A 25,438-nucleotide genomic window follows, 5' to 3' on the forward strand; every position below is an offset into this window, starting at 1 on the left:
TTCAGTCGGAACACTACGAACCAGGCGGTCGGGAGTTCGAATCTCTCCGGTCGCGCCATAATTCTTTTTTAAATCAACTTGTTATAGCGATCTATTTGGCCGATTCTGTTAGTGGTTGTCCAATAGCGTTTATAAAGACCCGTTTAAACAGGTAAGTGCTGTCATTACATGGGTATGGTATTGCCTGATGATGTGACGCAGCCACGCCGTCCCAACTGCTATTTCGGTTTTTCCACACCCAGGGACTTCATCCGTGATGCCAATGTTGTAGGTTTGATGCCAAGTAATTCAGCGGCACCATCCTTGCTCGATATTTTGCCGTTGGTGATCCGTAAGGCTGTAAGGATATTGGCACGGTCACGGGCCAGTCGTTCTGTTTCGGGGAAGGTGACATCTTCCGCTATTTCTCCTGCGGATCCGGTATATACAGTGTCTGTCTCAATGCCCTCACTCGGCAAACTGAACTGCAGCCGCCTGCCTTTGCTCACTATCAAGGCCCGCTCAATGACATTCTGCAGCTCGCGTATATTGCCAGGCCACTGGTAAGCCTGTAGCTGTCTGATATTAGTTTGTGTGAGGTTTGGTTCCGGGCGGTTCAGGCGGCGGCAGACCAGGGTGATGAAATGTGTAGCCAGCAACGGGATATCATCAATACGGTTTCTCAACGGTACTGCTTCAACGGGAAATACATTCAGTCGGAAGTACAGGTCCTCGCGAAAACGCCTGGATTCGATATCCTCTTTCAGGTCACGGTTTGATGCGGCAACAACACGCACATCAATCGTACGGGTTTTTTCCTCGCCGACCCGTTCGAACTGCCCTTCCTGCAAGACACGCAGCAGCTTGCTTTGCAGCTCCATGGGGATTTCCCCGACTTCATCCAGAAAGATGGTGCCGCCATTAGCGAGTTCAAACCGGCCGGTGCGGTCCTTGAGTGCGCCGGTAAAGGCGCCTTTGACATGGCCGAAGAATTCGCTCTCGAACAATTCGCGGGGTATCGCCGCGCAATTGACCCGGATTAATGGGCGTTCGTTCCGGGTGCTCTGCTCATGTATTGCGCATGCAATTAATTCTTTGCCAGTCCCTGATTCCCCGCTGATCAGGACGCTGGCATCGGTGGGTGCGACCAGTTCAATCTGGTGTAATACCTGCTGGACGGCATGGCTCTGTCCGACAATGCCCGCGAAGTTCCTTTCAACCTTGATCTCTTCCTGCAGATAAATGTTCTCGGCTTCCAGGCGTCCTTTCATCTGCTCGACTTCGGCATAAGCCTGGCGTAATTCCTGTTCTGCCTGTTTACGTTCCGAGATGTCCTTGAATACCACTACAGCGCCAGCCAGCTCTCCGTTTTCGATGATGGGTGTACTGGTATATTCCACTGGAAAGCTGCTGCCGTCCTTGCGCCAGAAGACTTCATCTTCCACGTGATGCACGATGCCATCCTTGAAGGCAGCATAGATAGGGCATTCCTCCCTGGGAAATGGTGAGCCGTCAGCCCTGGTGTGGTGGTGCAGTGAATGCATGGGTTGACCAATAAGCGCGTCTGTTTCCCACCCAAGCATGCGTGCGGCGGCAGGATTGACGAAGGTCGTCTTACCTTCACAATCGAGGCCATAGAGACCTTCACCGGCCGCCTGAAGAATCAGGTCATGCAGTTGTTTGATTTGCTCCAGCTCGGTTTGTGACTGAGATGATGATTTTCCTGCTTCCATGTTCCGGGTACTCCTGGCTAATCCTGACAGGCCCTGCCTTTCCATCTACAGGCTTGTTCCGCTCGATTGAGCATAGTTTGATCTCGTGAATTACACAACGAGATTTCGTTATTCGCGATTATTCGTAACAACCGTCATGCCCATGAAACACAGTAATTATTGTTTATACAAGCAGTTACCAATACTCAATAAGTTGGCACGCATAGTGAAAAGGAAGAAGTGAGCAAGTAGAGAGCTCGCTGACAATACATCCAATATGAGAGAGATCATGATGAAGAGGTATGGCGTTATTTTGATTCTGTTGTTCTTTCCGGTCATGACACATGCGACCAGTGAGGCACCAATTGACTTGATCCGCACAACCACAGAGCACGTGTTGGCCAGGCTTGACGCGGATCCAGAGATCAAGACGAACCTTGAGAGGTTGTTTGTACTGGTTGAAGAGAACATTGCGCCCAACATTGATTTCAGGAAGCTATCACGCCTGGCGATTGGTAAACACTGGCGAGTGGCAAGTATCGACCAGCAACAACGGTTCACAGGTGAATTCAAGCAACTACTGATTCGGACCTACTCAACCGCACTAGCCGAGTACTCCGGTCGAGGGATTACCTACCAGGCACTGAATGCGAAAACAGTCGGGAAACGTGCGGCCGTCCGGGCGACGGTTGAACGATCTGGCGGCCCATCGATTGAAATCGACTACAGCCTGTATCAGGCAAAAAGTGGCTGGAAGATTTACGACATGAAAGTCGAGGGTATCAGTTTGGTTCTCAATTACAGAACCAGCTTCAACCGGGAAATACGTACCAATGGAATGGATGGATTAATCAGACATCTTGCAGTCCTGAATCAATAATCGCTGAGGTACACATTCTCGACATTATTCTTGCGATTTCAGTGAAAACGGCCGGAATGCCGCTTGAGGCAAACCATACACAAGAGGAGACACCATGATGAAGACATCAATTATATTTTCAAAAGCACTACTGGTTGTGGCGCTGGTTGCCACGGGATTTACCCATGCAGCCAATCAATCAACGTTGGCGACGGATCAACATGTCGAGGTAGCCACCACACAAACACTGCACAAGACCATCAATATCGATGGCGTGGAGATATTTTACCGAGAGTCGGGTCCGGTGAATGCACCTGTGATCCTGTTACTACACGGGTTTCCGACTTCATCCCACATGTTTCGTAACCTGATGCCGGCGCTGTCGGACCGCTTTCACGTGGTTGCGCCTGACTATCCCGGTTTTGGAAACAGTGCACAGCCGGGTGTGGATGAGTTTGATTACACATTCGACAACCTGGCGAATATTACGCAGAAATTCGTTGATAAACTGGGCCTGAAACGCTACAGCCTGTATTTAATGGATTACGGTGCACCGGTCGGTTTTCGTTTGGCGGTGAAGCATCCTGAACGGATCGATTCACTGATCGTGCAGAACGGCAATGCGTACGTAGAAGGGCTGCGTGAATTTTGGGACCCGATCCGCAAGTACTGGAAAGATCGCACGCCCGAGAATGCGCAGCCCCTGGCCGGGTTTATTGCACCGGACGGTGTGAAGTGGCAATACACCCATGGTGTCAGGAATGAAGCAGCGATCAGTCCGGATAACTGGAATGTCGACCTGCGGCACCTGACGCGGGAAGGTAATCCTGATATCCAGCTTGCGCTTTTCTACGACTACCAGAGTAACGTGCCGCACTATCCGGCATGGCAGGCCTACTTCCGCAAACATCAGCCACCGACCCTGATTGTCTGGGGAAAGAACGACTACATCTTCCCGGCAGAGGGTGCGCATCCCTACAAACGTGATTTGAAAAACCTCGAGTTCCACTTGCTGGATACCGGGCATTTTGCGCTTGAAGAAGATGGCCAGGTGATTGCCAATGCTATACGGCGGTTCCTGAACCAACAGGTTGCACTGGTGAGGTAGGTCGCGCGGTCGTCAGCGTGTCAGGGAGCCCGCGGAAGTTTGCAGGCTCCCTGAACATTACACCTTCAGGTTATCCGAATAGTTTGACCGAAACCAGGGAGATCCGAACATGAACATAAAGACCGCTATTACTGCATCGCTACTGATTCTTTCGCAGGCAATTTCCGGTATGACACACGCAGCGTTGCCCGATCCGGGACTGCATGTTGAAAAAGGTCGCACGGCACTTGTCATAACCGATCCACAAAACGATTTCCTGAGCCCCAAGGGTGTGACGTGGGGTGTAGTCGGCAAGAGTGTGACCGCGAACAACACGGTCGAGAATATCGAGACATTGCTCAAGAGCGCGAAGGCCAACGGCATCCCGGTGTTTATTTCCCCTCACTACTACTTTCCCCACGACCACGGCTGGCAGTTCGAGGGTGCACTCGAGAAGCTGATGCACAACATCGGCATGTTCGACCGCAAGGATGCTCTGAGCGTGGAGGGATTCGAGGGTTCCGGTGCCGACTGGCTGGAACGATACAAGCCCTACATCGAAGATGGCAAGACCGTCGTGACCAGTCCACACAAGGTCTACGGACCGGAGACCAACGATCTTGTTCTGCAACTGCGCAAGCGCGGTATTGACAAGGTCATCCTGGCCGGCATGTCCGCCAATCTTTGCACCGAGTCACACATGCGGGAGTTGATTGAGCAGGGCTTCGAAGTGGCTGTCGTGGAGGACGCAACAGCTGCTGCGCAGGTCGAGGAAGGTGATGGTTATGCCGCTGCGCTAGTGAATTTCCGCTACATAGCCAACACGGTATGGACGACCAAAGAAGCTGCGCAGGCAATACGAGGAAACTGAGTCATGGAATTTTCAAACAAAGTAGTCCTTATCACGGGCGGTGCCACCGGTATCGGGCGGGAAACTGCACGTGCCTTTCTGGAATGTGGTGCCAACGTCATCCTGAATGGTCGGCGTGAGATTAAATTGCAGGAAGCGATCACAGAACTTGACCCAACGGGTAAGCGCGTGGCTTATCTGGTGGGCGATATCGGTAAGCCGGAAACGGCTGGCCGGTTGGTTCGGGTAGCCGTTCAGTGCTTCGGAGGTGTCGATATTCTTGTAAACAATGCCGGTATTTTCAAGCCAACCCCCTTTCTTGATCATACTGTGGAGGACTACAACGACTATGTAAGCATAATTCTTGGCGGCACATTCCATGCCTCTCAAGCGGCCATTCCTGAAATGCAAAAGCGTGGCGGTGGTGCGATCGTCAACACCGGCTCGATGTGGGCCAGCCAGGCGATAGGCGCCACGCCGTCCAGTGCGTACTCGGCTGCCAAGGCAGGTGTCCATGCCCTGACCAGGAACCTGGCCATCGAATTTGCAGCAGACCGTATCCGCGTGAATGCCGTAGCCCCCGCTGTGGTGGAGACGCCGGTCTACAACACGTTTATGAGTGATGAGGAAGTCAGGACAGTGCTGCCGCAGTTTAATGATTTTCATCCGCTTGGGCGTAATGGGCAACCTGGAGATGTGGCCTCAGCCATTCTTTTTCTGGCTGGCTCACAGGCGGACTGGATCACTGGTGTGGTACTACCGGTGGACGGTGGAGTGACTGCAGGTCGGCACGTGAATGAGTGACAGGGAGAGATCTTGATGTTCGACTATCCGGAAAAGGAGACTTGTCGTCATGAGACGTGAGACAAGAACAAACCGCAAACATACGTTCCTGAACGGCTTGCTGTTCCGTCACCAGCCAGGCCAGCCCTTGTCCGTCGTAGTGAAGGCCGGCCTGGGCGGGTTACTCGCGATTGGTGCCGTAGCATGGCTGAGTCATGTCACTGGAAACCCGTTACTCATGGCGCCATTCGGGGCGACCTGTGTGCTGTTGTTCTCCGTACCCAATAGCCCACTCTCTCAGCCGGCAAACGTCATCGGTGGGCACCTGGTGTCAACAGCCATCGGGCTCCTGTTGCATATGATGTTGCCCGTGGAATGGTGGAGCCTGGGGCTGGCGGTGGGGTTGGCGATTGCAGCGATGGCGGTCCTGCGGGTGACGCATCCGCCCGCGGGGGCAGACCCGCTGGTGGTGTTCTTCGACAACCCGGGCTGGGTGTATCTGGGATTTCCTGTCGCGTTCGGCGGCCTGGCACTGATAATGATCGCGTGGTTGTTTCACCGTCTTCCGCCCAGCGTTGTCTATCCGACAACCAAACAGGGCTGAGCATTTCCACCACAGATTTGGCAATTCGGTTCAATACCGCCAACCGGTCCTCCCGTTTTGACCTTCTTCCCCGGAATGATGAACACCGAGGTGTTCAGTTCCGGTACCTGGATTTCCCAATCCCGGCGCAGCTGGCAGGCCTCCTGTTCCCGACAGCCCGTATTGACCTTGTACAGGCACATACGGGCCTGATGATCCGGGAGTGCCTGGAACAACGCACGTTGCTCCATCAGGTGATTACACCTGGTCGCTTTAGCCGCCAGTAGCCCTGCGCATTTTCATGTCCATCTTGTAACGTTGAACACACCTGTTCCAAAAGAGCTTCGCCTGTTCGAGACCAAGTTGTCGATGGCGGATCCCCTTCACCCCATCTACGCAAGGGTCGTTTTTGGTTCTGCCTTCGCGTTTCATGGCAGACATCCGCGTAGCCATTTCCTCTACGGTCGTGGGCATGGTGATTTCGTCTTCGACGGATGCGGTTTCTGGCGATTTGTAGTTGTTGTAGGCCCGTTTGCAACGTTCCATCTGGGCCAGTTGCTGCTCTTGGCTTGGCGGTTTTCTATTGCTACCTGACAGGCCTTGATATGCCCTGCTGCAGGCAAGGCTACATTCGTCGACCAGTGTATTATTATACTGGCCTGTTTTACGGTTCATAGCAGAAGCCTGACTGCACTCCCTGGCTTTCCCTACAGCATCATCGGCAAGTGCTTGCATGGACGATGCATCGGCATATACCACGCCGGTCGATACGTAGCCTGCAAAGAACAGGCAAGCCGAGGTTAGGTATCTGATAATTTTTTGCATATATCCTCCTGTTACTTGTAGGCTTCTGGCTTCTTGCAGTACATTCTGGCTTTGAAGTCAGTTTTAACCCTGCGTCCCTTGTTGGAAACGAGTATTTCTGCATTCCGCCTGCCGTAGCATTGGCAATAGGCCTCCGGGTCATGCCCCCCCGTATCTTGATTAAACGCGTTGTGCTGGACGCATTGCTTGTATTTAAACTCTCGGAACCCCTTGGCATTCGGGCACTGGTTCTTGTCGAGTATCAGACTCCGCAGACTCTCTTTGTTTCCCTTCGTCTCTGCCAGGAGCCCATCCTGAAACTTGCGGGCGACACATTCGCAATCATTTTGAATCCGCACCGAGGCTTTTTTATAACACCAGGCCTTAACCTCCTCGGCTTCCTTCGCTACCGCAGGACTGGCAGCAACAGCAGGAGGAGGCGTTGAAGCTTTAACGGGTTCTACCGTCGTCTCTGCGACGGTTGCCGCAGGAGGAGCGCTGTCTTGCTTGGGTGCAGTATCAGATGTCTTTTCACTTTTGTCGGAAGGCCGGAAAATATCCTTAAGGTCCGTGGACTTGATTTTATCGACGATGTCACTGGGAAATAAATCTCCGAGCCCCCCGGCAGATGACATCTGTGGCACAAGCAGCAGCGAAAGGCATATCACCATAGCGAACACCTGTAAAAAATCAGAATTACCGTGAGTTCGGTGCATGTGTTTCTCCTTGTTACTTAACAGACGGGTATGTGAATAAAAATGATTCATGTATCAGGCTCCACGGCTTACTGTCGGGCACTTTGAACAGCGCCTCGCTGTACAAAAGGCAGACTGATGTCATAAGGGTGCAGACGCCGCAGTCGGAAACCGGCATTGCTTTGCGTCATGCCGCTGGCAGGCACTGGCTTGCGGGCCAGCTCTTTTCCATCCAGCGAGACACTGACCAGTTCCTGTAAATTACCCCGCATTACACTGAACAGGATGCGGTTCTTGTCCGGCAACACAAGATAACTTGCGTCATGATACAAGGGCGTCGACCAGACAGCCTGCGCCGCCGAGGCAAAAGCACGGTTCTGCGCATGAATTTTCTCGTCTGCGTAAAAGTGGCTGAGACGCGTGAGTTTTTTGCTGCGAATATCATAGAGCCAGGTACCTAGCTCGTTCAATCCACCTTTACGGATCGGATAGACATAACGGTTCTCATCGACCCAGACAACGCCCTGCCTGCTTGCCACGTCACCGAACAGAGGTAAGGAAATCGCCTTACCCGTTACACGTTCGAGCCGGTAGCGTTTTTTGATCTGCTTATCTTTCTGCGCGTCTGTTGATTGCAAGAACCCGGTATAACTCACTTCTATATGACGATCACCGGGAATCGGCAACATATCGAGTGGCCTTATACTATAAGGCAAATCCTTGACGACCCCGGCAAAGTCATGTGGACTGATACGCTTCCGATTGGTGAGATCGAACCAGCCGAACTGCCGTGAACTCCAGAACAAGCCCCGCCCGACCCATGACTGGACCATGATTGCCTGCGCCAAGGCGGGCTGTTTTTGTGTGCCGACATAATGTCGACCGTCAAAGCTGGCATCCAGAGTAAAAGTCTCAAGACTGCGAAGGTCGGCGACATACAGGTTACTTTTGGCACCTTGCGCTGAATGCACCATGCGCCCGTCACTGGTGAAAAGAAAACAGCCGTCAGGACTGCCCTGGGCCGAGTGATGAAGCGCCTTGCTTTCGGACATTTCCTTCAGCTCGCCGGATTGCGTGTTAACGCGCAGGATGGGTTTGTCTGACGCCTGCGGATTGAAAAAGAACACGTGTTGTTCACACCATGCAAAGGGCTTGAGATTATTCAGCACACCGATGCCGGTCAGATTTTGGGGTGCACTGGCAGTACCAGCCTGCCAATCCAGTGTGCCGGCCCAGACATCACCTTGTTTCAGGCTGACATAGCGCGACAAGTCTGACGCTACCCAGGTTGGCGCACTGATACCTGCCAACGGGTTGAACGATACGCGTTTGGGATCCTCGGTATGCACGTCGCTGGCGCGGTAAGCGCCGAAAGGTGCCGAGGTCAACTGGTAGTTAGTCTGCATAGGCCAGAAGCGGCCCGGCAGGTTCGTCACCTGCGCCAGTGGCTGGATTCCCCAACCATCGCTAACCCGTTCCAGGGTATTCACATTGATCAGCATATTACCCAGCTGTGCATAGTCGGATTTATCCCCCTCGAACTGCCAGGGCGCGCGTTCGCGCTCAAAAGTCTGCCTCAATAATTCGCTCTTCGAGCGGCTTAAGGGAATAACAGGCCCGCGTCGCGCCACCAGTTGATCGTCCTCCAGCGACACACGGTACAGTGTACGAGGCACACCCTTGCCGGCGGGGCTGGCGGGCTTGATCTGCAACGTCAGGCTCCCGGCAGGCCCCATGAGGACGAAGGGATTGCTCAGTCCCTGATTCGGGTAATCAATGATGCCTTCCAGCGAGTGATCACCCGTCTGTTTGAGTGCGCGCAGCACCACAGGCGACCCCTTATAGGCACCCCAGGTCTCCTCGCCCCAGATAGCCTTCTGGTCACCGAACATACCCAGGAGCTGTTGAACGGGACCTGCCAGAGCGGGTTTAGAAGCTTTCGCTTGTGAGTTCACGGGCGTGGCTGGAGCGAGTGACGCTGCCTCCGCTTCGTTGTCGACAATGACAAAACCCGCCGGGTAGCTGCCCAGTGGCAAGCCTGCTTCATTCTCGGCACCAGGACTCAGAACCACCTGTATCTGATTGGCACCGAGGCCGCCGGTATCGGCCACCACAGCCTGACCCTTCAGCACAATGCGCTCACCCTTTGGCCGGGTCTGGCGCACCAGCTGCTTGCCATCGTGTTGCTGGCCAGTCCGCCTGTATAAGGGTTCTTTCAGCTCGACGATGACTTCCAGCGCCAGTTGATTGATGCTGACGGGGCCTTTTCGTACCTGCTTGATCAGGCTGTGGGACCACTCGCGCAATTCGTAGGCGGCATCCAGTTGTTGGCGGATGGCCTGTTCAATTTCCGTTTTCGGGAGTGTGTCGGATTCGGCCTGAGCCATCAGAGAGAACAGGACAGGCACAATGAACAGAACAAACACCCGTGCTGGTGCCAGCAGATTTGACATACAGGATCCCCCGAATTGTTGTTATGACGCCAGGATAACCTGTGTGGCAACCGCGTCCATGCTTGTTATTTTTTCAGACTGAAGGAAAGTATAACGATCACCTGTATGAGGTGGCAAATCAGTTATTGAAGGTGTGTTTACGCACGAAGTAAACCTGTTAGCTTGTCTGTCGCTATCAGGTCACTCCCACTCAATCGTCGCCGGCGGCTTACCTGTACCCGCCCGGCCATTTCAGAGAAACGCCTGTCACTGACGAATCAGGGGAAGGTTTGCTATGAGCTGAAAACCCGTATCGTGGTTGCACGACCCACGTCATCGAGGATGAGACATTACATTTCATTGAGCAGCATAAACTGATGGGGCAGGGAGTCGGTTATATTGATGCGCATTTGCTGGCCGCCGTGGCGCTGGAAGGCACCGCCCGGTTGTGGACACGGGACAAGCGGCTGCACACCGTAGCCGAATCATTGTCACAGGCTGCCAGTTAGCGACTAAAATGCTAACGGCGAACAAGGCGCTCAGGGCACTGTTGGCCCTGGTTTTCCTTCAAGGTTGGCGCTGACCAGCGTAGCAAGAAAGTCAGTGAAAGGCGCAATATCCTCAGTGCTGCTGGCGGCTTCGAGTGCTTTCATATAGGCGTCGCGTTCCTCTACAGGAATGACCGTCCACGGATAGCCGCCGGCGGCCAGCATAACATTCATTAAAAACCGTCCCAAGTGCGTCCATTGCCATCCATATAAGGGTGGATATATACAAACATGAAATGCCCCAGTACAAACCGAACAGCCGGGGATGACAGGCTGTTTTGTTTCAAATGGATCAGATTCGCGCACGTCATAATCGGCGGCGCGCATCGTTGCCACAATATCGTCTGCCGTGCGATCACGCCCCATATTGCGAAAGGCGCCAGCCAGCCGCCCGGCAATGGTGGTATGTCCACCTTCAAGGAGTCTTGCAAGGATTTCAGAGGCATCAGAAATAATGGAAAGTGCAGCGCGAATATCGGTCGGGTTTTGTTGAAATAATCTGGGCGTGCATTCAATCAGGGCTGGCAGCAGGGCATACAGGTTCATGCCATTTTTTGTTTCTATGTCCCGCTTGTCCGGCATGCTGTACCTGACAGTCAAGAGTGACGTGCCATGGGGGAGTTCTGTGATCTTGTTATCACTCTTCGGCGAACGGACTAAAAGCTGGCGCGGTACGGTGCGGTTACCGGCGTGCAGTTGCAGGGACGGCTCTGGAGACAGGCACCAGTTTGTGCCAAACCGCTCGTTCAGATATGAAGCGCAAAAATCCCGGAATGAGGCATACCAGGCGGTGCTTTCCCCGGCCACCTCATCAGGGCGGGACGGGATGTACCACCCTTTCATGACGGGCTGTAGAAAGCCGTTCTTAACAAGGCGTTCCCGGTCGGTACGTCCCAGGTCACTTGAGCGGATAGCGACCACGCCAAGATCCTGAAGCGCTTTCAAAGCTTCCAGCGATCGGGCCAGTTTTTCTGAGGGCACAGCCATGTTCTACACGCTCTTCATCGGTTTTTGTGTTGTATTTAACCCAGGATATTAAGTTGTACCATTAATAGGTTATTCTTCGAATCTTTCCAGGTGCGCAATACGTCTCAAATGCTCGGGTGCAAGATGGGTATACCGCAACATCCCGCTAAGTATCCGGCCTGCCGCTAACATGTATCGAAAAAAACGATAACAGCATTCAATAAATATCATTATTCGAATAGCCTGACGCGACCTATAGTCACGCACGACAAAGTAGCTCGATACCGTAAGCAGGTAGCGGCTGTTTGAAAAGAGGTTTTTCTTTCGAGGTGAAGCAATGATTGCCGTGCGAGTGTTTATGAAATTCACGAATGAACCCCTGAAGCGTACGCCGGTGGTGATTCAAATGGATGCGGATGGTGTTGAGACCGGGCCGATACCGACCGATCGGACCGGGGTCGCGCATTTCGATTTGCCGCCGGGCAGTGGCAAGGTGCTGGTCTCGGGCGTGGAGCGCTATCACGGTCGCCTTGAGGGTGAAATTCCCGTGGCGTTGTGGTCTGTCACCGAGTCGGCCAATGAGTCGACCGGTGCACCGGGTGAATTTCCGGCCGGCAGTAATGCCTACCCGGGCATGACGACTTGCCCCGTTGAGGTGGAAGGTCGAACGATTCTGACCGACAGTGAGGGCTATCTGGTGAATCCCGCCGACTGGTCGGAGGCATTTGCAAAAGTTCAGGCTGCGCGTGAGGGGCTGACGCTCACTGGCGAGCACTGGGAGGTTATCCGGTTTCTACGTAAGCACTACGCTGAACACGGTCACCAGGCCAGTGTCCGTGACATGATCAAACATTTTCGTAAGCTCTGGGATGCGGAGCGTGGCTCCAATCGTTATCTGCATACGCTATTTCCTGTTGGCGGTCCGCAGAAACAGGGCAACCGCCTTGCCGGACTGCTGCGTACCAAGGGCGAACATTGATGCAGGTTGAGGAAGGACGACCCGTCAGGTAACGGAGCCGCTGGTCTGTTCCTGTAGCGCGAGTTCACGCAATCCGGCAAGGCCCGACTGTAACACCTCACTGTCCGCCTCGCGCGGGAACACCATATAGGCGGGATGCAGAAATTCGGGGGCGTCAGCCACACGAAACAGGCGGCCGGCCTGAATGAAGGAGCGGGCCATACGGACTGGCAGGAAACAGGAGCCCCCGTTTGCCAGGATGAGCTGAATACCCAGCCAGCCGATGTTGACGACCTGCGCCGGCCGTTCAAGGTCGGGATAGCTTTCAAGATGCCTGGCATAAAAGCCCGGGCCCCATTCCACGTAAATGTAGTCCTCACCTGGCCAGCGTGTATCAGGATGCGTGCTGACCATGACCAGTGTCTCGTCGAACAGGCGTTCCACGATCAGGCCCGGCGCGTGGCTCGGCGTGTACATCAGCCCGATATCGAGTGTGCCTTCGATCAGTCGCCTCATCAGGTCTTCCTCGAACCCGATCTCGCTGCGGATAGAAACGTCCGGTGCGGTTCGGCGCATCCAGCCAACCCAGGACGGCAGGAAGTCCTCCCACAAGGCGATACGTCCCCCAACCCGCAGGCTGGCGCTGAAACGGCTGGGCAATCCCACGTCATGGCGCGCCTGTTCCACGGTCAGCACCAGGGTCTTGGCATGTTGCAGAAAGCGTTGCCCGGCCGGTGTCAGGCTGGCCCCGGCCCGGTTGCGCACAAACAGCCTGGCACCCAGTTCATCTTCCAGGTTCTGGATGCGGGCGCTGACGGTCGATTGGGTGACATGCAGGCGCCGGGCTGCCTCCAGGAAACTGCCATGGGCTGCAATCGCAAGAAAAGTGCGAGCCTGGTCGATATCCATCCTGATGCATTCATGCCCTATATATCGAAAATTCCGATATTATCATGAAATATATTTCATTAGTCACCTATAGACTGCACTACTATGATGCAAAACTTCAGCTAAAAGGAGCATTCATGAACCTTGCAGAGTTTCTGGATCTGATCGGTTTTAGCCGTCAAAAAATAAATGTCCGTGAGAAATTGCTCTCCACGCTGGGAGGTTTTCTCGGTATTTTCGCTATTTTCATGACCAGCCAGTGGCTGCTGGACCCGGCAGTTTCGGTAATGATCGTGCCGTCCATGGGGGCGAGCGCTGTGCTGCTCTTTGCCGCGCCACATGCGCCTTTCTCACAACCCTGGAACGTACTGGGCGGGCACGCAATATCCGCAGTGATTGGCGTCGCGTGCTGGCAATGGATACCGGACTACGCGGTGGCAGCGTCTGCCAGTGTCGGTCTGGCTATCGGCGCCATGTACTTTGCGCGCTGCATCCATCCCCCCGTCGGTGCAACCGCGCTGGCTGCCGTGATCGGGTCGGAGAAACTGCATCAGTTGGGTTACGCCTATGAATACGCGCCCATCCTGCTTAATACGATCACCATACTGCTTGTCGCTATCGCCTTTAACGGGTTGTTCAAATGGCGCCGTTATCCGGTTCATCTGCATTTGAAGCGCGCCGCGCCCGGACCGGTCGTCAAGGGGTATGAGCCGATCAATCACGAAGACTTCGTTTATGCCCTGAGTCACATTGATACTTTTGTCGATGTTACCGAGGAGGATCTGCTGAAAATCTATAAGCTGGCGACCCGGCGGCATGTAGAATCTGGCGCGCGGCCTCAGGGGTACGACCACGGGTAGCAGAAGCAGGTTGCATTCCAGTAATTTTTTAGCCGTATTGGCACAGAGCTGATTCAGTACGTTGATGGCGTGCCACCTGGCGGAAATTTGTCGGGCATTAATACTCTTGATTTATGTTTGTTTTCATGTGGTTGTATGGGTCTGGAGATGTATCTGCGAACCAGGCAGTCGGGAATTCGAGCCGGGGCGTGCGCAGCGCGACGAGAAACGTCACAAGCGCTTCATAATTTATAAAATGACTTCAAGCGGTCAACGGTTTTACTGTTCGTCGCTATTTTTCTTGTCCTCCCTGGGCTGCGCGGGTCTCCGGAGACGGTAATTACCCTGTTTTTACCAACACTAATCTGGATTGGCATTTGGTGTTTCGGCGTCAGTCTTAAGTCAGCGGTTTCGGGTGATAATTTTTAAATCTGCCACTTTCAGAAAATTGCCCGCTTGTGATATCCTAGGCAGTCAACGCCTGTTCATTGGGACTGTCTTGGTACGGACGTCGGGTCAGAGCGTGGACTTGAGGTGGTAATACCGTGGGTAGAGTGGTTCACAATAATCGCGTAACAGTTTTTGAGATAACAATTCTGAGGATAATTTAATGTTCACGAGCAATCCCTTTTCTGAGCTTTCGGCGTCTATACCAGCCTCTGTTATGCAGGCATACGTCATTTTGATGGTGCTGATGGTCATAGGCGGCACCGTGCTTGATATGATCCACAAGAAAAGCGCGCAGTATTTTTTTGAGAATGCGAAAAAAGCGAAAAAGAACGCGAAGCGGTCTGTAGGCACGGGTGAAAAGGCAGCGATTGCCGTTCGGGTGCTGGCTAATGAAGTCCTGACTTCCGGTGAATTCTGCAACGTAAAACGCAGGCTCTCCCACCTTCTGACCATGTATGGCTTCATTATTTTTATCGTTACATCAGCCATCATGATTTTTGCCTATCCGACGCCGGCGACGCCCACGCCAGCCATCCTGCCGGAACTGTGGCACATCGGCGCACTGATGCTGGCTATTGGTGGATACTGGTTCTGGTTTTTTATCCGCGTTGATGTGTCTGCGGAAGGCCTTCGGTGGTATCGCTTCGAACGTGCGGATTTGTTTATTGTCTCGCTTCTCGCAACCGCGACGTTCGCTTTGATCTGGTCCTATACACAGTCGAACGGCATTGCCGGATGGTCGACCTTGTTCTTCGTTTTGTTCGTCATCTCGAGCACGACAGTCTTTAGTACCGTTCTATGGTCCAAGTTCGCACATATGTTCTTCAAGCCTGCCGCCGCCTTTCAAAAGCGTGTTACCAAGGCAGATGGTTCAAGGGAAAATTTACCTGCTGATTACGATCTGACAGATCCTGCAGTACAGGCAAAATTCCCGGATATCCCGCAATACATGGGTAAGAACCCGCCTTACATGGGGCTTGGTATCAAGCGTGAGCCACCAAACCACTACTAAAATTCAGTTACGATTCTTTAAGGAAAGAGAGAATATATTATGCCAACTTTTGTATATATGACTCGTTGTGATGGTTGTGGCCAGTGCGTTGATATCTGCCCATCTGACATCATGCACATCGATAAAACGCTTCGTCGTGCTTACAACATTGAACCTAACATGTGCTGGGAATGTTACTCCTGCGTAAAAGCCTGCCCTCATCAGGCAATTGACGTACGTGGCTATGCTGACTTTGCTCCTCTGGGTCACAGTGTTCGTGTTCTCCGTGACGAGGAAAAAGGCACCATTGCGTGGCGCATCAAGTTCCGCAACGGCAAAAAAGACATGGAGCTTTTAGCGCCTATCACAACCAAGCCCTGGGGCACAGCCATTCCTCAGCTAGCTAGTGAAGCATCGCCAGGTAACGAAATGCGTGACAGTGAGCTATTGTTCAACGAGCCCAAGTATATCCGCATGGATGAAGGTGGCTTGCACACGCTTGAGTCAAATGGCCTGAAATTGAAAGAAGGGGTGTACTACTAATGGCCTACAAAACTATTATTGAAGACGATATCGACGTCCTGGTTGCAGGTGCGGGCCTCGGTGGTACCGGTGCTGCATTTGAAGCAAGATACTGGGGCAAGGACAAAAAGATTGTCATTGCGGAAAAAGCCAACATCGATCGTTCTGGTGCAGTAGCCCAGGGTCTTTATGCGATCAACTGCTACATGGGTACACGCTGGGGTGAAAATAACCCGGAAGATCACGTCCGTTATGCACGTATGGATCTGATGGGCATGGTGCGTGAGGATCTGGCTTTTGATATGGCGCGTCACGTTGACTCCGCGGTTCACCAGTTCGAAGAGTGGGGCCTGCCGTTGATGAAGGACCCCAAGAAGGGCACCTACATGCGTGAAGGGCGCTGGCAGATTATGATTCACGGTGAATCATACAAGCCGATTGTTGCAGAAGCCGCGAAAAAATCAGCGGATAAGGTGTTTAACCGTATCTGCGTAACCCATCTGCTAATGGACGATGGCAAAGAGAACCGCGTCGCGGGCGCTGTTGGCTTCAATGTGCGTACGGGTAACTACCACGTATTCAAGTCCAAGACCGTTATCTGTGGTGCCGGTGGTGCTTCCAACATCTTCAAGCCACGCTCAGTCGGTGAAGGTGCGGGTCGTGTCTGGTATGCCCCATGGTCATCTGGCTCTGCATACGGTCTGATGATCGAAGCAGGCGCGAAGATGACACAGATGGAAAACCGTATCGTACTGGCTCGATTCAAAGACGGTTACGGCCCTGTCGGCGCGTACTTCCTCCACCTCAAAACGTATACCCAAAATGGTCTGGGTGAAGAGTATGAATCCAAGTGGTTCCCGAAGCTGACCGAAATGGTCGGTAAAGAATACCTGGATACCGAAGGTCAGCATTTGTCGCATAAGCCAATTCCGACCTGCTTGCGTAACCATGCCTTTATCTCTGAGGTGAATGCCGGTCGTGGTCCTATCCACATGGTCACCATGGAAGCCTTCCAGGATCCTCATCTTGAAGAGATCGGCTGGCACAACTTCCTGGGTATGACCGTTGGTCAGGCGGTACTTTGGGCGGCAACAGACGTTGATCCCAAGTACGAAAACCCTGAATTAACGACTTCCGAGCCCTACGTCATGGGTTCACATGCCACCGGTTGTGGCGCCTGGTGCTCAGGTCCGGAAGATGTTTCCCCTGATGAATACTTCTGGGGCTATAACCGTATGACCACCGTTGAAGGTCTGTTTGGTGCAGGTGATGCGGTCGGTGGTACACCTCACGCATTCTCATCAGGTTCTTTCACTGAAGGTCGTCTGGCTGCCAAAGCGGCCTGTAAATATATTGATGATGGTAAAGCTGAAGGCATTCGGGTCTCTGAAAAGCAGATTGAAGACCTTAAGACCAGAATCTACAAACCATTGGAAACCCATAGGGTTTATAGCAACGAAGTCGTTGCTGGCTCGGTTAATCCAAACTTTATTAATCCAAGACAGGGTCTGGATCGTTTGCAGAAACTGATGGATGAGTATTGTGGTGGTTTTGGTGTCAACTATATGACCAACGAAAAACTGCTCCAGATCGGTCTCAAGAAGATGAAACTGCTTGAGGAAGATATGGAGAAAATTGCGGCAGAAGATATACACGAGCTGTTGCGTGCATGGGAATTACATCACCGTGTTCGGACTTCTGAAAGTGTGTTCCAGCATACTTTGTTCCGTAAGGAAACACGTTGGCCTGGTTACTACTACCGTGGTGATGCGATGAAGCTGGATGATCAAAACTGGCACGTACTGACAGTTTCTCATCGTGATCGCAAAACAGGTGAGTACACTATGGAGAAAGCACCCCTTTATCACCTGGTAGGCGATGAATAGGGTATTGGCTGAGTAAAAAATCAACGATGATTTTTGCTTGTCTCAAAAAAAAGACCAACATATTATTTGTTGGTCTTTTTTTCTTTCTATCTATGGTTTAAACGAGCAGTAGAATGACGAATATTATTGAAAAAACAGATGAAGAGATATTGGCACTGGCACACCCGATGTGGGCTGATCTTGTTAAATACTCGAATGAACAAAACTACGGTGCTTTCACCCGCAATTTCGCAACCGCCATGCTGATGGGTGCAAATGAAATCGAGATGGGTAAACAGTTTGCAAGAAGTGAATTGACAAAAAACCTGGCTGAAGATTACGAATATCTTGGCATGATACGCCGTGGTGAACATGTAACGGTTTTGTATAAGCAAAGACATACCAAGAAAGAGGGTGAATGGCTGGGCAGACTGGTGCTGGGTTATGAAAAGGACAAGGTGAAAATCTTTGGTGCTACGCTGTTCTAGGGCAGCTTTATCGATAACAGGTTTTGCTAGTCATGTCAGATACAATACAAAACGAGAAATTCGTTGAACTGAATTACAAGGTCATCGATCAAAAAACCGGTGATGTACTCGTTACTGTTGATTTCCCTCTGGGCTATGTTCACGGTGTGAATGATGTTCTGTCTGAGCAGGTGACAAAACAACTGGATGGTAAAAAGGTCGGTGATGTCATCGAGGTGCCTGTCGATACCAGGCTGCTATATGGTGAGAGAGACGAATCACTTGTATTTACCGACCATATCGAAAATGTACCTGAAGAGTATCGAGAGATCGGTATGACCATTACCATGGAAAATGAAAAGGGTGAGCCCAGAAATTTTATCGTCACCCGTTTCGATGATAAAACATTAACCGTCGATGGAAATAATCCACTGTGTGGCAGAGACGTTATTTTCACGTTGGAAGTGTTGAATATACGTGAAGCTACCGAGGAAGAAATTGACCTTGGCGGAGCTGTTGATGCCGATCCGGACATAAATGAGGTTCTCAGTCGGGCAAAATGAAATTCTCTAATACTTACCTGTTTTACCCGGTCAATAAGGCCCTGGAACTCTCGATAGCAAATACAATAGCCAGGCTTGGTGACGCTCTGGCTGACGTTGCTGCGCCGGATACCAGCGTAACTGCCGCTGATAATTTTCTTTATACGCGGGGAAATTATGAACAGCATCGCTTCAGTTCCAATGTTCTTGACAGCGCGCGTGAGGCACTTGAGGCAAACCTGACAGATGAATATCGCGAGCAGGCGCCATTAGCCTGGGCTGAGGCCCGGAACAGTCTTGGCAATATTCTTGCGGCACAGGGGCAACAGCTGAGAGATGTTGAATTGTATGAAAAAGCTATTCAGTGTTTTAACAATGCGCTGGAAGTGTTTAACCAGGAAGAGTCGCCACTCGACTGGGCCGCAACCCAAAATAACCTGGGAACCGCAAAGCAGGCCCTGGGCCGGCAGCTGGATAACGCGAAATTATTGAAAGAATCCAGTGATGCTTATACCAGTGCCTTGTTGGTATGGTCTCGAAAAGAGACGCCTGAGGAATGGGCATCGGCCATGCATCAACTGGGTGCAACGTTCCACACGTATGGCAGGTTTTTAAAAGGTAACCGAACTTTTCAAAAGTCCGTGGTCGCCTATAAAAATGCAATCGCAGAGTTCGATGCTGATAATAACGCTTTCGAGCTGGCCGCCACACACAATAACTGTGGTGCAGTACTGCACCATTTGGCTGAATCAGAAGAAAATGCGGAACGCCTTGAAGAAGCCATAAGATCGTATGAGACGGCATTGACAGTCTGCATGGAGCAGCAACTCCCCATTCATCTTGCCGTGCTATGCCGGGTAAACAAGTCGACTGCTCGAAGCGTGCTGGCTGAGTTAACAAAAGATGCGTCACTCACCGATGAAGTGGCTGATGAATTTGAATTGATTATCGAATGTTTTCCGCATGCTCTTCAACCCCTGTGTTTAAAGCATTGCGAGGAACAAATTAGTAAGGCAAAGTGCCCTGGCACCGTCGATTAGTACTGGCAGATTTGTCGGGAAACAGAAGGGCGTCAGATTTTGTTGTTTATGTCAGTTAAGTGGGAGGAGCTGACAAACCTGTTTATATTCCTCTCGTTTCAACCATTTAGGAGTTATGACTATGAGCGATGCACCAAAAACCCGACCCAAGGTTCCTGAAGGTAAGTCACGTTATCTGACAACCACTCAGATGGCGGCTAATGAAAAAGGCTACGTTGGCTATAAAACCACCTGGGAATCTTTCCAGAAAGAAGTGCCTTACAAGACCCCCAAGAAGCCCTGAGACATTCAGCCGCGCGTACCTGCAAGGGTCGCGCGGCTACTACAGGCGCTCAGAAAGCTGGTAATCCACATTAATAAAAGCACCAATATCTGCCAGAAAACGAATCGTTCTGGCGCCGAAACCAACATCGGGTGCTGTTTCGTTTTTATCGACTGACAAAACCATGACCACGCCAATTCTGGGCGACAGGTTGTGGCTTTTTATCACTTCAAGAATCTTTTCCCTGGCCGGTTCAATCTGCTTGATAAGTTCGTTCGTCAATTCATAAACATCAACATCATCAGTCATCGTTTCCGTTGATAACTCCCATGAACTGATCACGGGTTTATCCAGTCCACTGCGTGCACCTGAAGCATCGACTGTCGTGGGTTCTATGCCAAGCAGTTGAGTGATGTTATCGGGGTTGAAATGATAGCCGCTAAGCGCGAAGTAGGCCCTTGCTTTATTGGAAGCCAAAATATTTCCCTGATCAATTGATTGTAAATATGTGCGAGTGATTATAGCGCATAGGTTTAACAAGCACAGGCAACCACAGACTACTTCTGCGCAGTCAATACGAGAGTCGGTTGCGCATTGTTATGCAAAATTGTCAACGGAAATATATAATTACGCAAATAAATACAATAAGATACAGGATTTCTCTAACCGCTGTTCAGGCTCGGCACAACTCGTGCGGGACTTTTGCGGCTGCCTTCGTCGCACAACTCACCGGGTCGCACGAGCTTCGCAGAGGGATCTGCAACCAGGATGGCCGGCGTGTGACTATAATGAACAACAGAGAAAACATTGAGCCACGACAGCGAAAACAAGCGGTCGGGTAAGGTGTGTTGTCCCAGGTTTGCGTTTAGTGAACCTGGCGCTTATTTCAGCAAGATCAACATACGAGGAGAAGAATCATGAAGATTCCCGGGCTTGTTTGTTTTCTGCTATGCCCTCTACTGACCAGTGTCGCTCTTGCCGACAAGTACCAGGTCGTCACGCTGAAAGATTCCGGGGTGAATTCATCCTACTGGCATGTGCCGTCGAACTTCAAATGCTTCATCAAGGTTCCGGACGATCCGACGGCCTTCTGTAAAAACCCTGATGGTGTGGTGTACCACAGGGGGGCCCTCAAATCCTCCCCGTACACGATCGGCCCCGAGCAGCTTGTCAACAATATAGTTGAACAGACAACTGCACAGAACAAAGCGGTGGTTACCCGGCGCTACCGGGTGCCGGAAATTACACAACACCAGCTGCAATTGGACAGCCAGCTGCTTTACAAACAAGGTCAGCAGGCTGCCAGCTATGCATTTGACTTTGAAGACCAGGAGGAAAAAACGATTGGCACGGCTGTGTTCGTGGTCGGCGTTATCCCGAATAACGGTGCTCCGATGTCAATGGTGGACTATTACGGTGTTTCGATACCGGCATCCCGTAGAAACGCTTTCAAGGAAATACGGGACGAGTTCTTCCGCTTCGTACGCTCAAGCAAGTATGACCCGGCCTACGTGCAGGGCCTTAATTCGCAGCACATGCAATTTCTGAACAACAAAAACGCACGTCAGCGAGCTTTCAACATGCGCCAGCAGCAGATCCACCAGAACAACATGGATACCAGCGACAGAAGCTTCAAGGCCTGGCAGGATCGCAACGCAGCATCGGACCGGTCGCAGCAGCAATACGTGGATTCCATCCACGAGCGCCGGCAAATGACCGATCCGAATACTGGCACGCAGTACCAGGTGGAGGGCTACCATGACTATAATTACGTCAATCCGAACGATTCCAGTATGTCGATTCAGACCGATGACGCGTTATATGACCCCAACGTCAACACCAACCAGGGCGAGAACTACAATCTGCTGGAGTAATTCTGGTGCATGAGGGTTCAGCGCTTGAAAAGTGCCTAGCCTTCAACATGTTCGACCCACATAACCCGGGATGAATCTGGCTGGTGGCCGGTTGATATATTCAATGAGCTCAATGACTCACACATGGCAGGAGAAAAGACATGAAGATTAATGTTCGGGGTTTACTGGCAGTCACCGCATTGATAACAGCCAGCACGTTCACTCTGGCAGGGAATCTTGCACCTGATGCTGATATACAAGCTCGCATTGATGAGGCTAACACTACGGCGGCCGCCTTTCTGAAACAGCTCGGCGGGACCATGAAGCATGAAATGCAGTCTGGTGGACCGGTCGCTGCCATGTCGGTCTGCCGGGATGCTGCACCAAAGATAGCCAATGACATCTCGCTGAAGAAAGGCTGGAAAGTGACACGCGTCGGTACGCGAGTGCGCAATCCGATGCTTGGTATGCCGGACGCCTGGGAGCAGCGCGTTTTGCAGTCATTCGAAAAGCGCGCCGCACAGGGTGAAAAATATTCCGGCATGACACACTATGAGGTGGTTGAAGAGCCGGCTGGTAAATCACTGCGCTACATGAAAGCCATCGGGACAGCGCCACAGTGTATGGTTTGCCACGGCAGCACGGCACAAATTGCCCAACCGGTTCGCGAACGATTGAACGTCATGTATCCACACGACAAGGCGGTTGGCTACAAACCCGGTGATCTGCGCGGTGCGGTCAGTATCAAGCAACCACTTGAAGACTGATAACCGCTTCACGAGGAGGTGCGATATGAGCAGCACACCGGACATTACAGTGGCAGGTGCAGGTTTCGCGGCGCTTACTGCATTACGCAAGCTGCGCAAACGCCTGCCTGAGGCACGGCTGACACTGGTCGCGCCCCAGCCTGAATTTATTTACCTGCCGAGCCTGATCTGGGTGCCTTTCGGTCTGCGCAAGGGCAGTGACCTGCGCTTTGATATTCTCCCGCTGTTAAGCAAACTCAATGTCAGCTATCACCAGGGGCAGGCGACCGGGTTGTCCGATGAAGGGCGCGTACTGAATACGACGGAAGGTGAGGTCAGAAATGATGCGTTGCTGATCGCTACCGGTGGTCGCTTCATCAAGAAGTTGCCCGGCATTGAGCATGCGCTGACCATTTGTGAAGGCATACCGGCTGCCGAAGCGATACGCGATCGGCTACAGGCTATGGATAGCGGCACTGTAGCATTGGGGTTTGGCGGTAACCCCAAGGAACCCTCGGCCATGCGTGGTGGCCCGATGTTCGAGTTGCTGTTCGGCCTGGATACCTGGCTACGCCAGCAAGGCAAGCGTGACGCGTTCAGGCTGGTGTTTTTCAATCCGGCACCGCAGCCGGGCAAGCGGCTCGGGGAAAAAGCCGTTGAGGGCCTGCTTTCGGAAATGAAAAAACGCGATATCGAAACGCATCTTGGCCACAAGCTCCTGCGTTTCGAGAAAGACAAGGTGGTCACCGAAGGCGGTGAGGTGTACTCCGACCTGACGTTGTTCATGCCCGGAATGACAGGACCGGCATGGATTGCAGTCACTCCCTTGCCGCAGTCACCCGGCGGGTTTGTGCAGGCAGAAGCAAACTGTCGTGTCGATGGTTTCGAGCGTGTTTATGTTGCTGGTGACGCGGGCAGTTTCCCGGGTCCCGACTGGATGCCCAGGCAGGCGCACCTTGCAGACCTGCAGGCAAAGGCAGCGGCTGAAAATATCGTTGCGGAACTGGCGGGCAGGGTGGCACAGGCCACATTCAAACCGGAACTGGTGTGCATTGTTGATACGCTGGATAAAGGCATACTGGTATTTCGCAACAAGAAACGTGCCCTGGTTTTACCGGCCATGCGTGTCATGCACTGGGCGAAAAGCCTGTTCGAACGCATTTACCTGCGGGATCTTTCGTAATTGTCCAGTCTTCGACGAATATTTCCAGATCCGGGAACCTTCTGCCTGTGTGCAGCATTTATGTTGTACCTATTCATATTGCAGGAGAACAAGATGAAGTCAACCAACCCTATAAACCGTGTCCCGCGCGCAGAGAATAAAGTCAATAACCCCAGACGGGATTTTCTGTTTAGCTCGATGAACGTCGCATTGTCCGGCACAGCAGTCGCCATGCTTGCCGGTTGTTCAGGTCGGGTGCTTGCCGGTGGCGCCTCAGACGCACAGGTTGCCAGTGATATTCATATCCTTAATACTGCGCTGGGTGCCGAGCGTGAGGCGATCGCAGCCTACGGAGTGGGTGCCGGGAGTGGGCTGCTTGAGCCAGCTGTACTCAAGGTTGCTGTAACGTTCCAGGGGCACCACAAGGCGCACAGGGATGTACTGGCCTCGACGGTTCGCGGACTCGGTGGTGAGCCGGTAGAGCCTCCGGCTTCATACGATTTTCCGGTCAGTCAGCTCAACACCCAGGCTGATGTGTTGAAGTTTGCCGCCGGCCTGGAACGTGGCGCCGTGACCGCCTATGCAGGCGCAATACCGAAGTTTGATAACCGCGATCTGTCCCTGGCCGCAGCCAGCATTCTGGCTGATGAAGCCATGCACTGGGCGGTTCTGCGACAGGCGCTGGGCATGGAACCGGTACCTGGTGCATTCTTTTCGTGAATGATATGGCTATCCGTGCACTTGTTACCTGCTCTGAAGGGACGGGTGCAATATATCGCCAGGGTATGGAGCGCAGAGAACAGTGACCGTATTTGCGAGAGACCATCCTCATGGGGAGAACTGTATGCGGGAGTCCGTAGCTGAATTCAGCGGTGCAGACCGGGCCTCCTGGCTGTCTGCACCTGACGAGGTCGCTATTGAACGGGTACGTGGGGGTGATGCGCAGGCTTATGAAATCATTATGCGGCGCTATAACCAGCGGCTATACCGTGTAGCGCGCAGTATTCTGCGGGATGACGATGCTGCGCAGGATGCCGTTCAGGAGGCCTATGTTTCCGCTTTTTACAAGCTTGAGCATTATGCGCCAACCGGAAGTTTCGCTGCCTGGCTCACGCGGATAGCTGTTAACGAGGCACTCATGATCAAGCGTAAAGACCGGAAGTATGAAAAGCACAGCAGTTCCATGAACATGGAAGATCATCAGTCAGATGATCAAATGGCTGCAAGTCGTACGGATCCGGCCAGTGTGGCCGCAAACGGTGAGCTTGGTCTGCTGCTCGAAGCAGCCGTGGACCAGTTGCCGGCTGATTTTCGCACAGTATTTGTCTTGCGAGCCATACAACAACTGAATGTCAGGGAGACGTCTGAAAGTCTGGGTATTAAAGAAGCCACCGTCAAAACCCGCTACCATCGGGCAAGAGGTCTCATGCAGGAAATACTGAACCAGTACATGGAGGCTGCTGGCCTTCAGGTTTACGAATTTGCCGGCAAGCGCTGTGATGCCATGGTGATGAACGTGCTGAACAGGCTGGCAATGAGCGCGGTACAGGGATAG

27 protein-coding genes are annotated in these 25,438 nt (G+C 52.4%); 20 read left to right on the top strand and 7 right to left on the bottom strand.

Annotated elements, in window-relative coordinates:
* Positions 1–218: 218 nt before the first annotated feature.
* Positions 219–1,712, bottom strand: coding sequence for a sigma-54 interaction domain-containing protein (locus tag DFR30_RS04565; RefSeq protein ID WP_207891805.1), 1,494 nt, complete (start codon positions 1,710–1,712; stop codon positions 219–221).
* 268 nt (positions 1,713–1,980) lie between these two features.
* Between DFR30_RS04565 and DFR30_RS04570 the strand changes: the two genes are divergently transcribed.
* From DFR30_RS04570 to DFR30_RS04590, 5 genes are all read left to right on the top strand, one after another.
* On the top strand, positions 1,981–2,571 hold the full coding sequence (locus tag DFR30_RS04570) for an MlaC/ttg2D family ABC transporter substrate-binding protein (RefSeq protein ID WP_165869088.1): 591 nt from the start codon (positions 1,981–1,983) through the stop codon (positions 2,569–2,571).
* 94 nt (positions 2,572–2,665) lie between these two features.
* On the top strand, positions 2,666–3,658 hold the full coding sequence (locus DFR30_RS04575; RefSeq protein WP_207891806.1) for an alpha/beta fold hydrolase: 993 nt from the start codon (positions 2,666–2,668) through the stop codon (positions 3,656–3,658).
* A gap of 109 nt (positions 3,659–3,767) precedes the next feature.
* Complete coding sequence (locus tag DFR30_RS04580) at positions 3,768–4,508, top strand: cysteine hydrolase family protein (protein WP_132971546.1); 741 nt, start codon at positions 3,768–3,770, stop codon at positions 4,506–4,508.
* A 3-nt stretch (positions 4,509–4,511) separates the two neighbouring features.
* Positions 4,512–5,291 (top strand): SDR family NAD(P)-dependent oxidoreductase, encoded by a 780-nt coding sequence (locus DFR30_RS04585; protein ID WP_132971547.1) that lies wholly within the window; start codon positions 4,512–4,514, stop codon positions 5,289–5,291.
* Positions 5,292–5,340: 49 nt separating this feature from the next.
* A complete protein-coding gene (locus DFR30_RS04590; protein WP_132971548.1) occupies positions 5,341–5,874 on the top strand; it encodes an HPP family protein in 534 nt (177 codons plus the stop codon).
* 252 nt (positions 5,875–6,126) lie between these two features.
* Here the strand turns inward: DFR30_RS04590 and DFR30_RS04600 are convergent, their stop codons facing one another.
* The 3 genes from DFR30_RS04600 to DFR30_RS04610 are packed head-to-tail and all read right to left on the bottom strand — an operon-like array spanning position 6,127 to position 9,805.
* A complete protein-coding gene (locus DFR30_RS04600; RefSeq protein WP_132971549.1) occupies positions 6,127–6,678 on the bottom strand; it encodes a hypothetical protein in 552 nt (183 codons plus the stop codon).
* A gap of 11 nt (positions 6,679–6,689) precedes the next feature.
* Positions 6,690–7,424: a hypothetical protein gene (locus DFR30_RS04605; protein WP_132971550.1), complete on the bottom strand. Its 735-nt coding sequence runs from the start codon at positions 7,422–7,424 to the stop codon at positions 6,690–6,692.
* A gap of 17 nt (positions 7,425–7,441) precedes the next feature.
* The gene (locus DFR30_RS04610) at positions 7,442–9,805 is read right to left on the bottom strand and encodes a hypothetical protein (RefSeq protein ID WP_132971551.1); all 2,364 of its coding nucleotides are present in this window, start codon (positions 9,803–9,805) and stop codon (positions 7,442–7,444) included.
* A 356-nt stretch (positions 9,806–10,161) separates the two neighbouring features.
* Here DFR30_RS04610 and DFR30_RS14645 point away from each other — a divergent pair, with 356 nt between their 5' ends.
* Positions 10,162–10,293, top strand: a complete 132-nt coding sequence (locus DFR30_RS14645) for a hypothetical protein (RefSeq protein ID WP_279386873.1) — start codon at positions 10,162–10,164, stop codon at positions 10,291–10,293.
* 30 nt (positions 10,294–10,323) lie between these two features.
* On the opposite strand, the gene DFR30_RS04620 is transcribed toward DFR30_RS14645, so the two are convergent.
* Complete coding sequence (locus tag DFR30_RS04620; RefSeq protein WP_243640678.1) at positions 10,324–11,253, bottom strand: hypothetical protein; 930 nt, start codon at positions 11,251–11,253, stop codon at positions 10,324–10,326.
* Positions 11,254–11,656: 403 nt separating this feature from the next.
* On the opposite strand from DFR30_RS04620, the gene DFR30_RS04625 reads away from it, so the two are divergent.
* Positions 11,657–12,277 carry a TusE/DsrC/DsvC family sulfur relay protein gene (locus tag DFR30_RS04625; RefSeq protein ID WP_243640679.1) on the top strand — a complete coding sequence of 207 codons (621 nt, stop codon included), beginning with the start codon at positions 11,657–11,659 and terminating at the stop codon, positions 12,275–12,277.
* Between the two features lie 24 nt (positions 12,278–12,301).
* On the opposite strand, the gene DFR30_RS04630 is transcribed toward DFR30_RS04625, so the two are convergent.
* Positions 12,302–13,165 carry a LysR family transcriptional regulator gene (locus tag DFR30_RS04630; RefSeq protein WP_132971553.1) on the bottom strand — a complete coding sequence of 288 codons (864 nt, stop codon included), beginning with the start codon at positions 13,163–13,165 and terminating at the stop codon, positions 12,302–12,304.
* Positions 13,166–13,281: 116 nt separating this feature from the next.
* On the opposite strand from DFR30_RS04630, the gene DFR30_RS04635 reads away from it, so the two are divergent.
* The 8 genes from DFR30_RS04635 (at position 13,282) to DFR30_RS14240 (ending at position 20,143) form a co-directional block, all read left to right on the top strand.
* The gene (locus DFR30_RS04635; RefSeq protein WP_165869089.1) at positions 13,282–14,004 is read left to right on the top strand and encodes an HPP family protein; all 723 of its coding nucleotides are present in this window, start codon (positions 13,282–13,284) and stop codon (positions 14,002–14,004) included.
* A 589-nt stretch (positions 14,005–14,593) separates the two neighbouring features.
* Positions 14,594–15,445, top strand: coding sequence for an adenylyl-sulfate reductase (locus DFR30_RS04640; RefSeq protein WP_132971555.1), 852 nt, complete (start codon positions 14,594–14,596; stop codon positions 15,443–15,445).
* 39 nt (positions 15,446–15,484) lie between these two features.
* On the top strand, positions 15,485–15,967 hold the full coding sequence (gene aprB, locus DFR30_RS04645; RefSeq protein ID WP_132971556.1) for an adenylyl-sulfate reductase subunit beta: 483 nt from the start codon (positions 15,485–15,487) through the stop codon (positions 15,965–15,967).
* The gene (gene aprA, locus DFR30_RS04650; protein WP_132971557.1) at positions 15,967–17,832 is read left to right on the top strand and encodes an adenylyl-sulfate reductase subunit alpha; all 1,866 of its coding nucleotides are present in this window, start codon (positions 15,967–15,969) and stop codon (positions 17,830–17,832) included. Before aprB ends, aprA begins: the two co-directional genes overlap by 1 nt.
* Before the next feature lie 113 nt (positions 17,833–17,945).
* Positions 17,946–18,299, top strand: coding sequence for a hypothetical protein (locus DFR30_RS04655; RefSeq protein ID WP_132971558.1), 354 nt, complete (start codon positions 17,946–17,948; stop codon positions 18,297–18,299).
* Between the two features lie 32 nt (positions 18,300–18,331).
* Positions 18,332–18,841 (top strand): FKBP-type peptidyl-prolyl cis-trans isomerase, encoded by a 510-nt coding sequence (locus DFR30_RS04660; RefSeq protein ID WP_132971559.1) that lies wholly within the window; start codon positions 18,332–18,334, stop codon positions 18,839–18,841.
* The gene (locus tag DFR30_RS04665) at positions 18,838–19,860 is read left to right on the top strand and encodes a tetratricopeptide repeat protein (RefSeq protein ID WP_132971560.1); all 1,023 of its coding nucleotides are present in this window, start codon (positions 18,838–18,840) and stop codon (positions 19,858–19,860) included. Before DFR30_RS04660 ends, DFR30_RS04665 begins: the two co-directional genes overlap by 4 nt.
* A gap of 121 nt (positions 19,861–19,981) precedes the next feature.
* A complete protein-coding gene (locus DFR30_RS14240; RefSeq protein WP_165869090.1) occupies positions 19,982–20,143 on the top strand; it encodes a hypothetical protein in 162 nt (53 codons plus the stop codon).
* Positions 20,144–20,182: 39 nt separating this feature from the next.
* Here the strand turns inward: DFR30_RS14240 and DFR30_RS04670 are convergent, their stop codons facing one another.
* Positions 20,183–20,599, bottom strand: a complete 417-nt coding sequence (locus DFR30_RS04670; protein ID WP_165869091.1) for a DUF4279 domain-containing protein — start codon at positions 20,597–20,599, stop codon at positions 20,183–20,185.
* A gap of 440 nt (positions 20,600–21,039) precedes the next feature.
* Here DFR30_RS04670 and DFR30_RS04675 point away from each other — a divergent pair, with 440 nt between their 5' ends.
* The 5 genes from DFR30_RS04675 (at position 21,040) to DFR30_RS04695 (ending at position 25,438) form a co-directional block, all read left to right on the top strand.
* Positions 21,040–21,996: a hypothetical protein gene (locus tag DFR30_RS04675; protein WP_132971562.1), complete on the top strand. Its 957-nt coding sequence runs from the start codon at positions 21,040–21,042 to the stop codon at positions 21,994–21,996.
* Between the two features lie 140 nt (positions 21,997–22,136).
* Positions 22,137–22,742, top strand: coding sequence for a Tll0287-like domain-containing protein (locus tag DFR30_RS04680; RefSeq protein WP_207891808.1), 606 nt, complete (start codon positions 22,137–22,139; stop codon positions 22,740–22,742).
* A gap of 25 nt (positions 22,743–22,767) precedes the next feature.
* The gene (locus DFR30_RS04685) at positions 22,768–23,904 is read left to right on the top strand and encodes an NAD(P)/FAD-dependent oxidoreductase (RefSeq protein WP_132971563.1); all 1,137 of its coding nucleotides are present in this window, start codon (positions 22,768–22,770) and stop codon (positions 23,902–23,904) included.
* Positions 23,905–23,997: 93 nt separating this feature from the next.
* Positions 23,998–24,603 carry a ferritin-like domain-containing protein gene (locus DFR30_RS04690; RefSeq protein WP_132971564.1) on the top strand — a complete coding sequence of 202 codons (606 nt, stop codon included), beginning with the start codon at positions 23,998–24,000 and terminating at the stop codon, positions 24,601–24,603.
* A 124-nt stretch (positions 24,604–24,727) separates the two neighbouring features.
* On the top strand, positions 24,728–25,438 hold the full coding sequence (locus DFR30_RS04695; RefSeq protein ID WP_132971565.1) for an RNA polymerase sigma factor: 711 nt from the start codon (positions 24,728–24,730) through the stop codon (positions 25,436–25,438).

The organism is Thiogranum longum (assembly GCF_004339085.1).
GTDB classification, from domain to species: Bacteria; Pseudomonadota; Gammaproteobacteria; order DSM-19610; family DSM-19610; genus Thiogranum; species Thiogranum longum.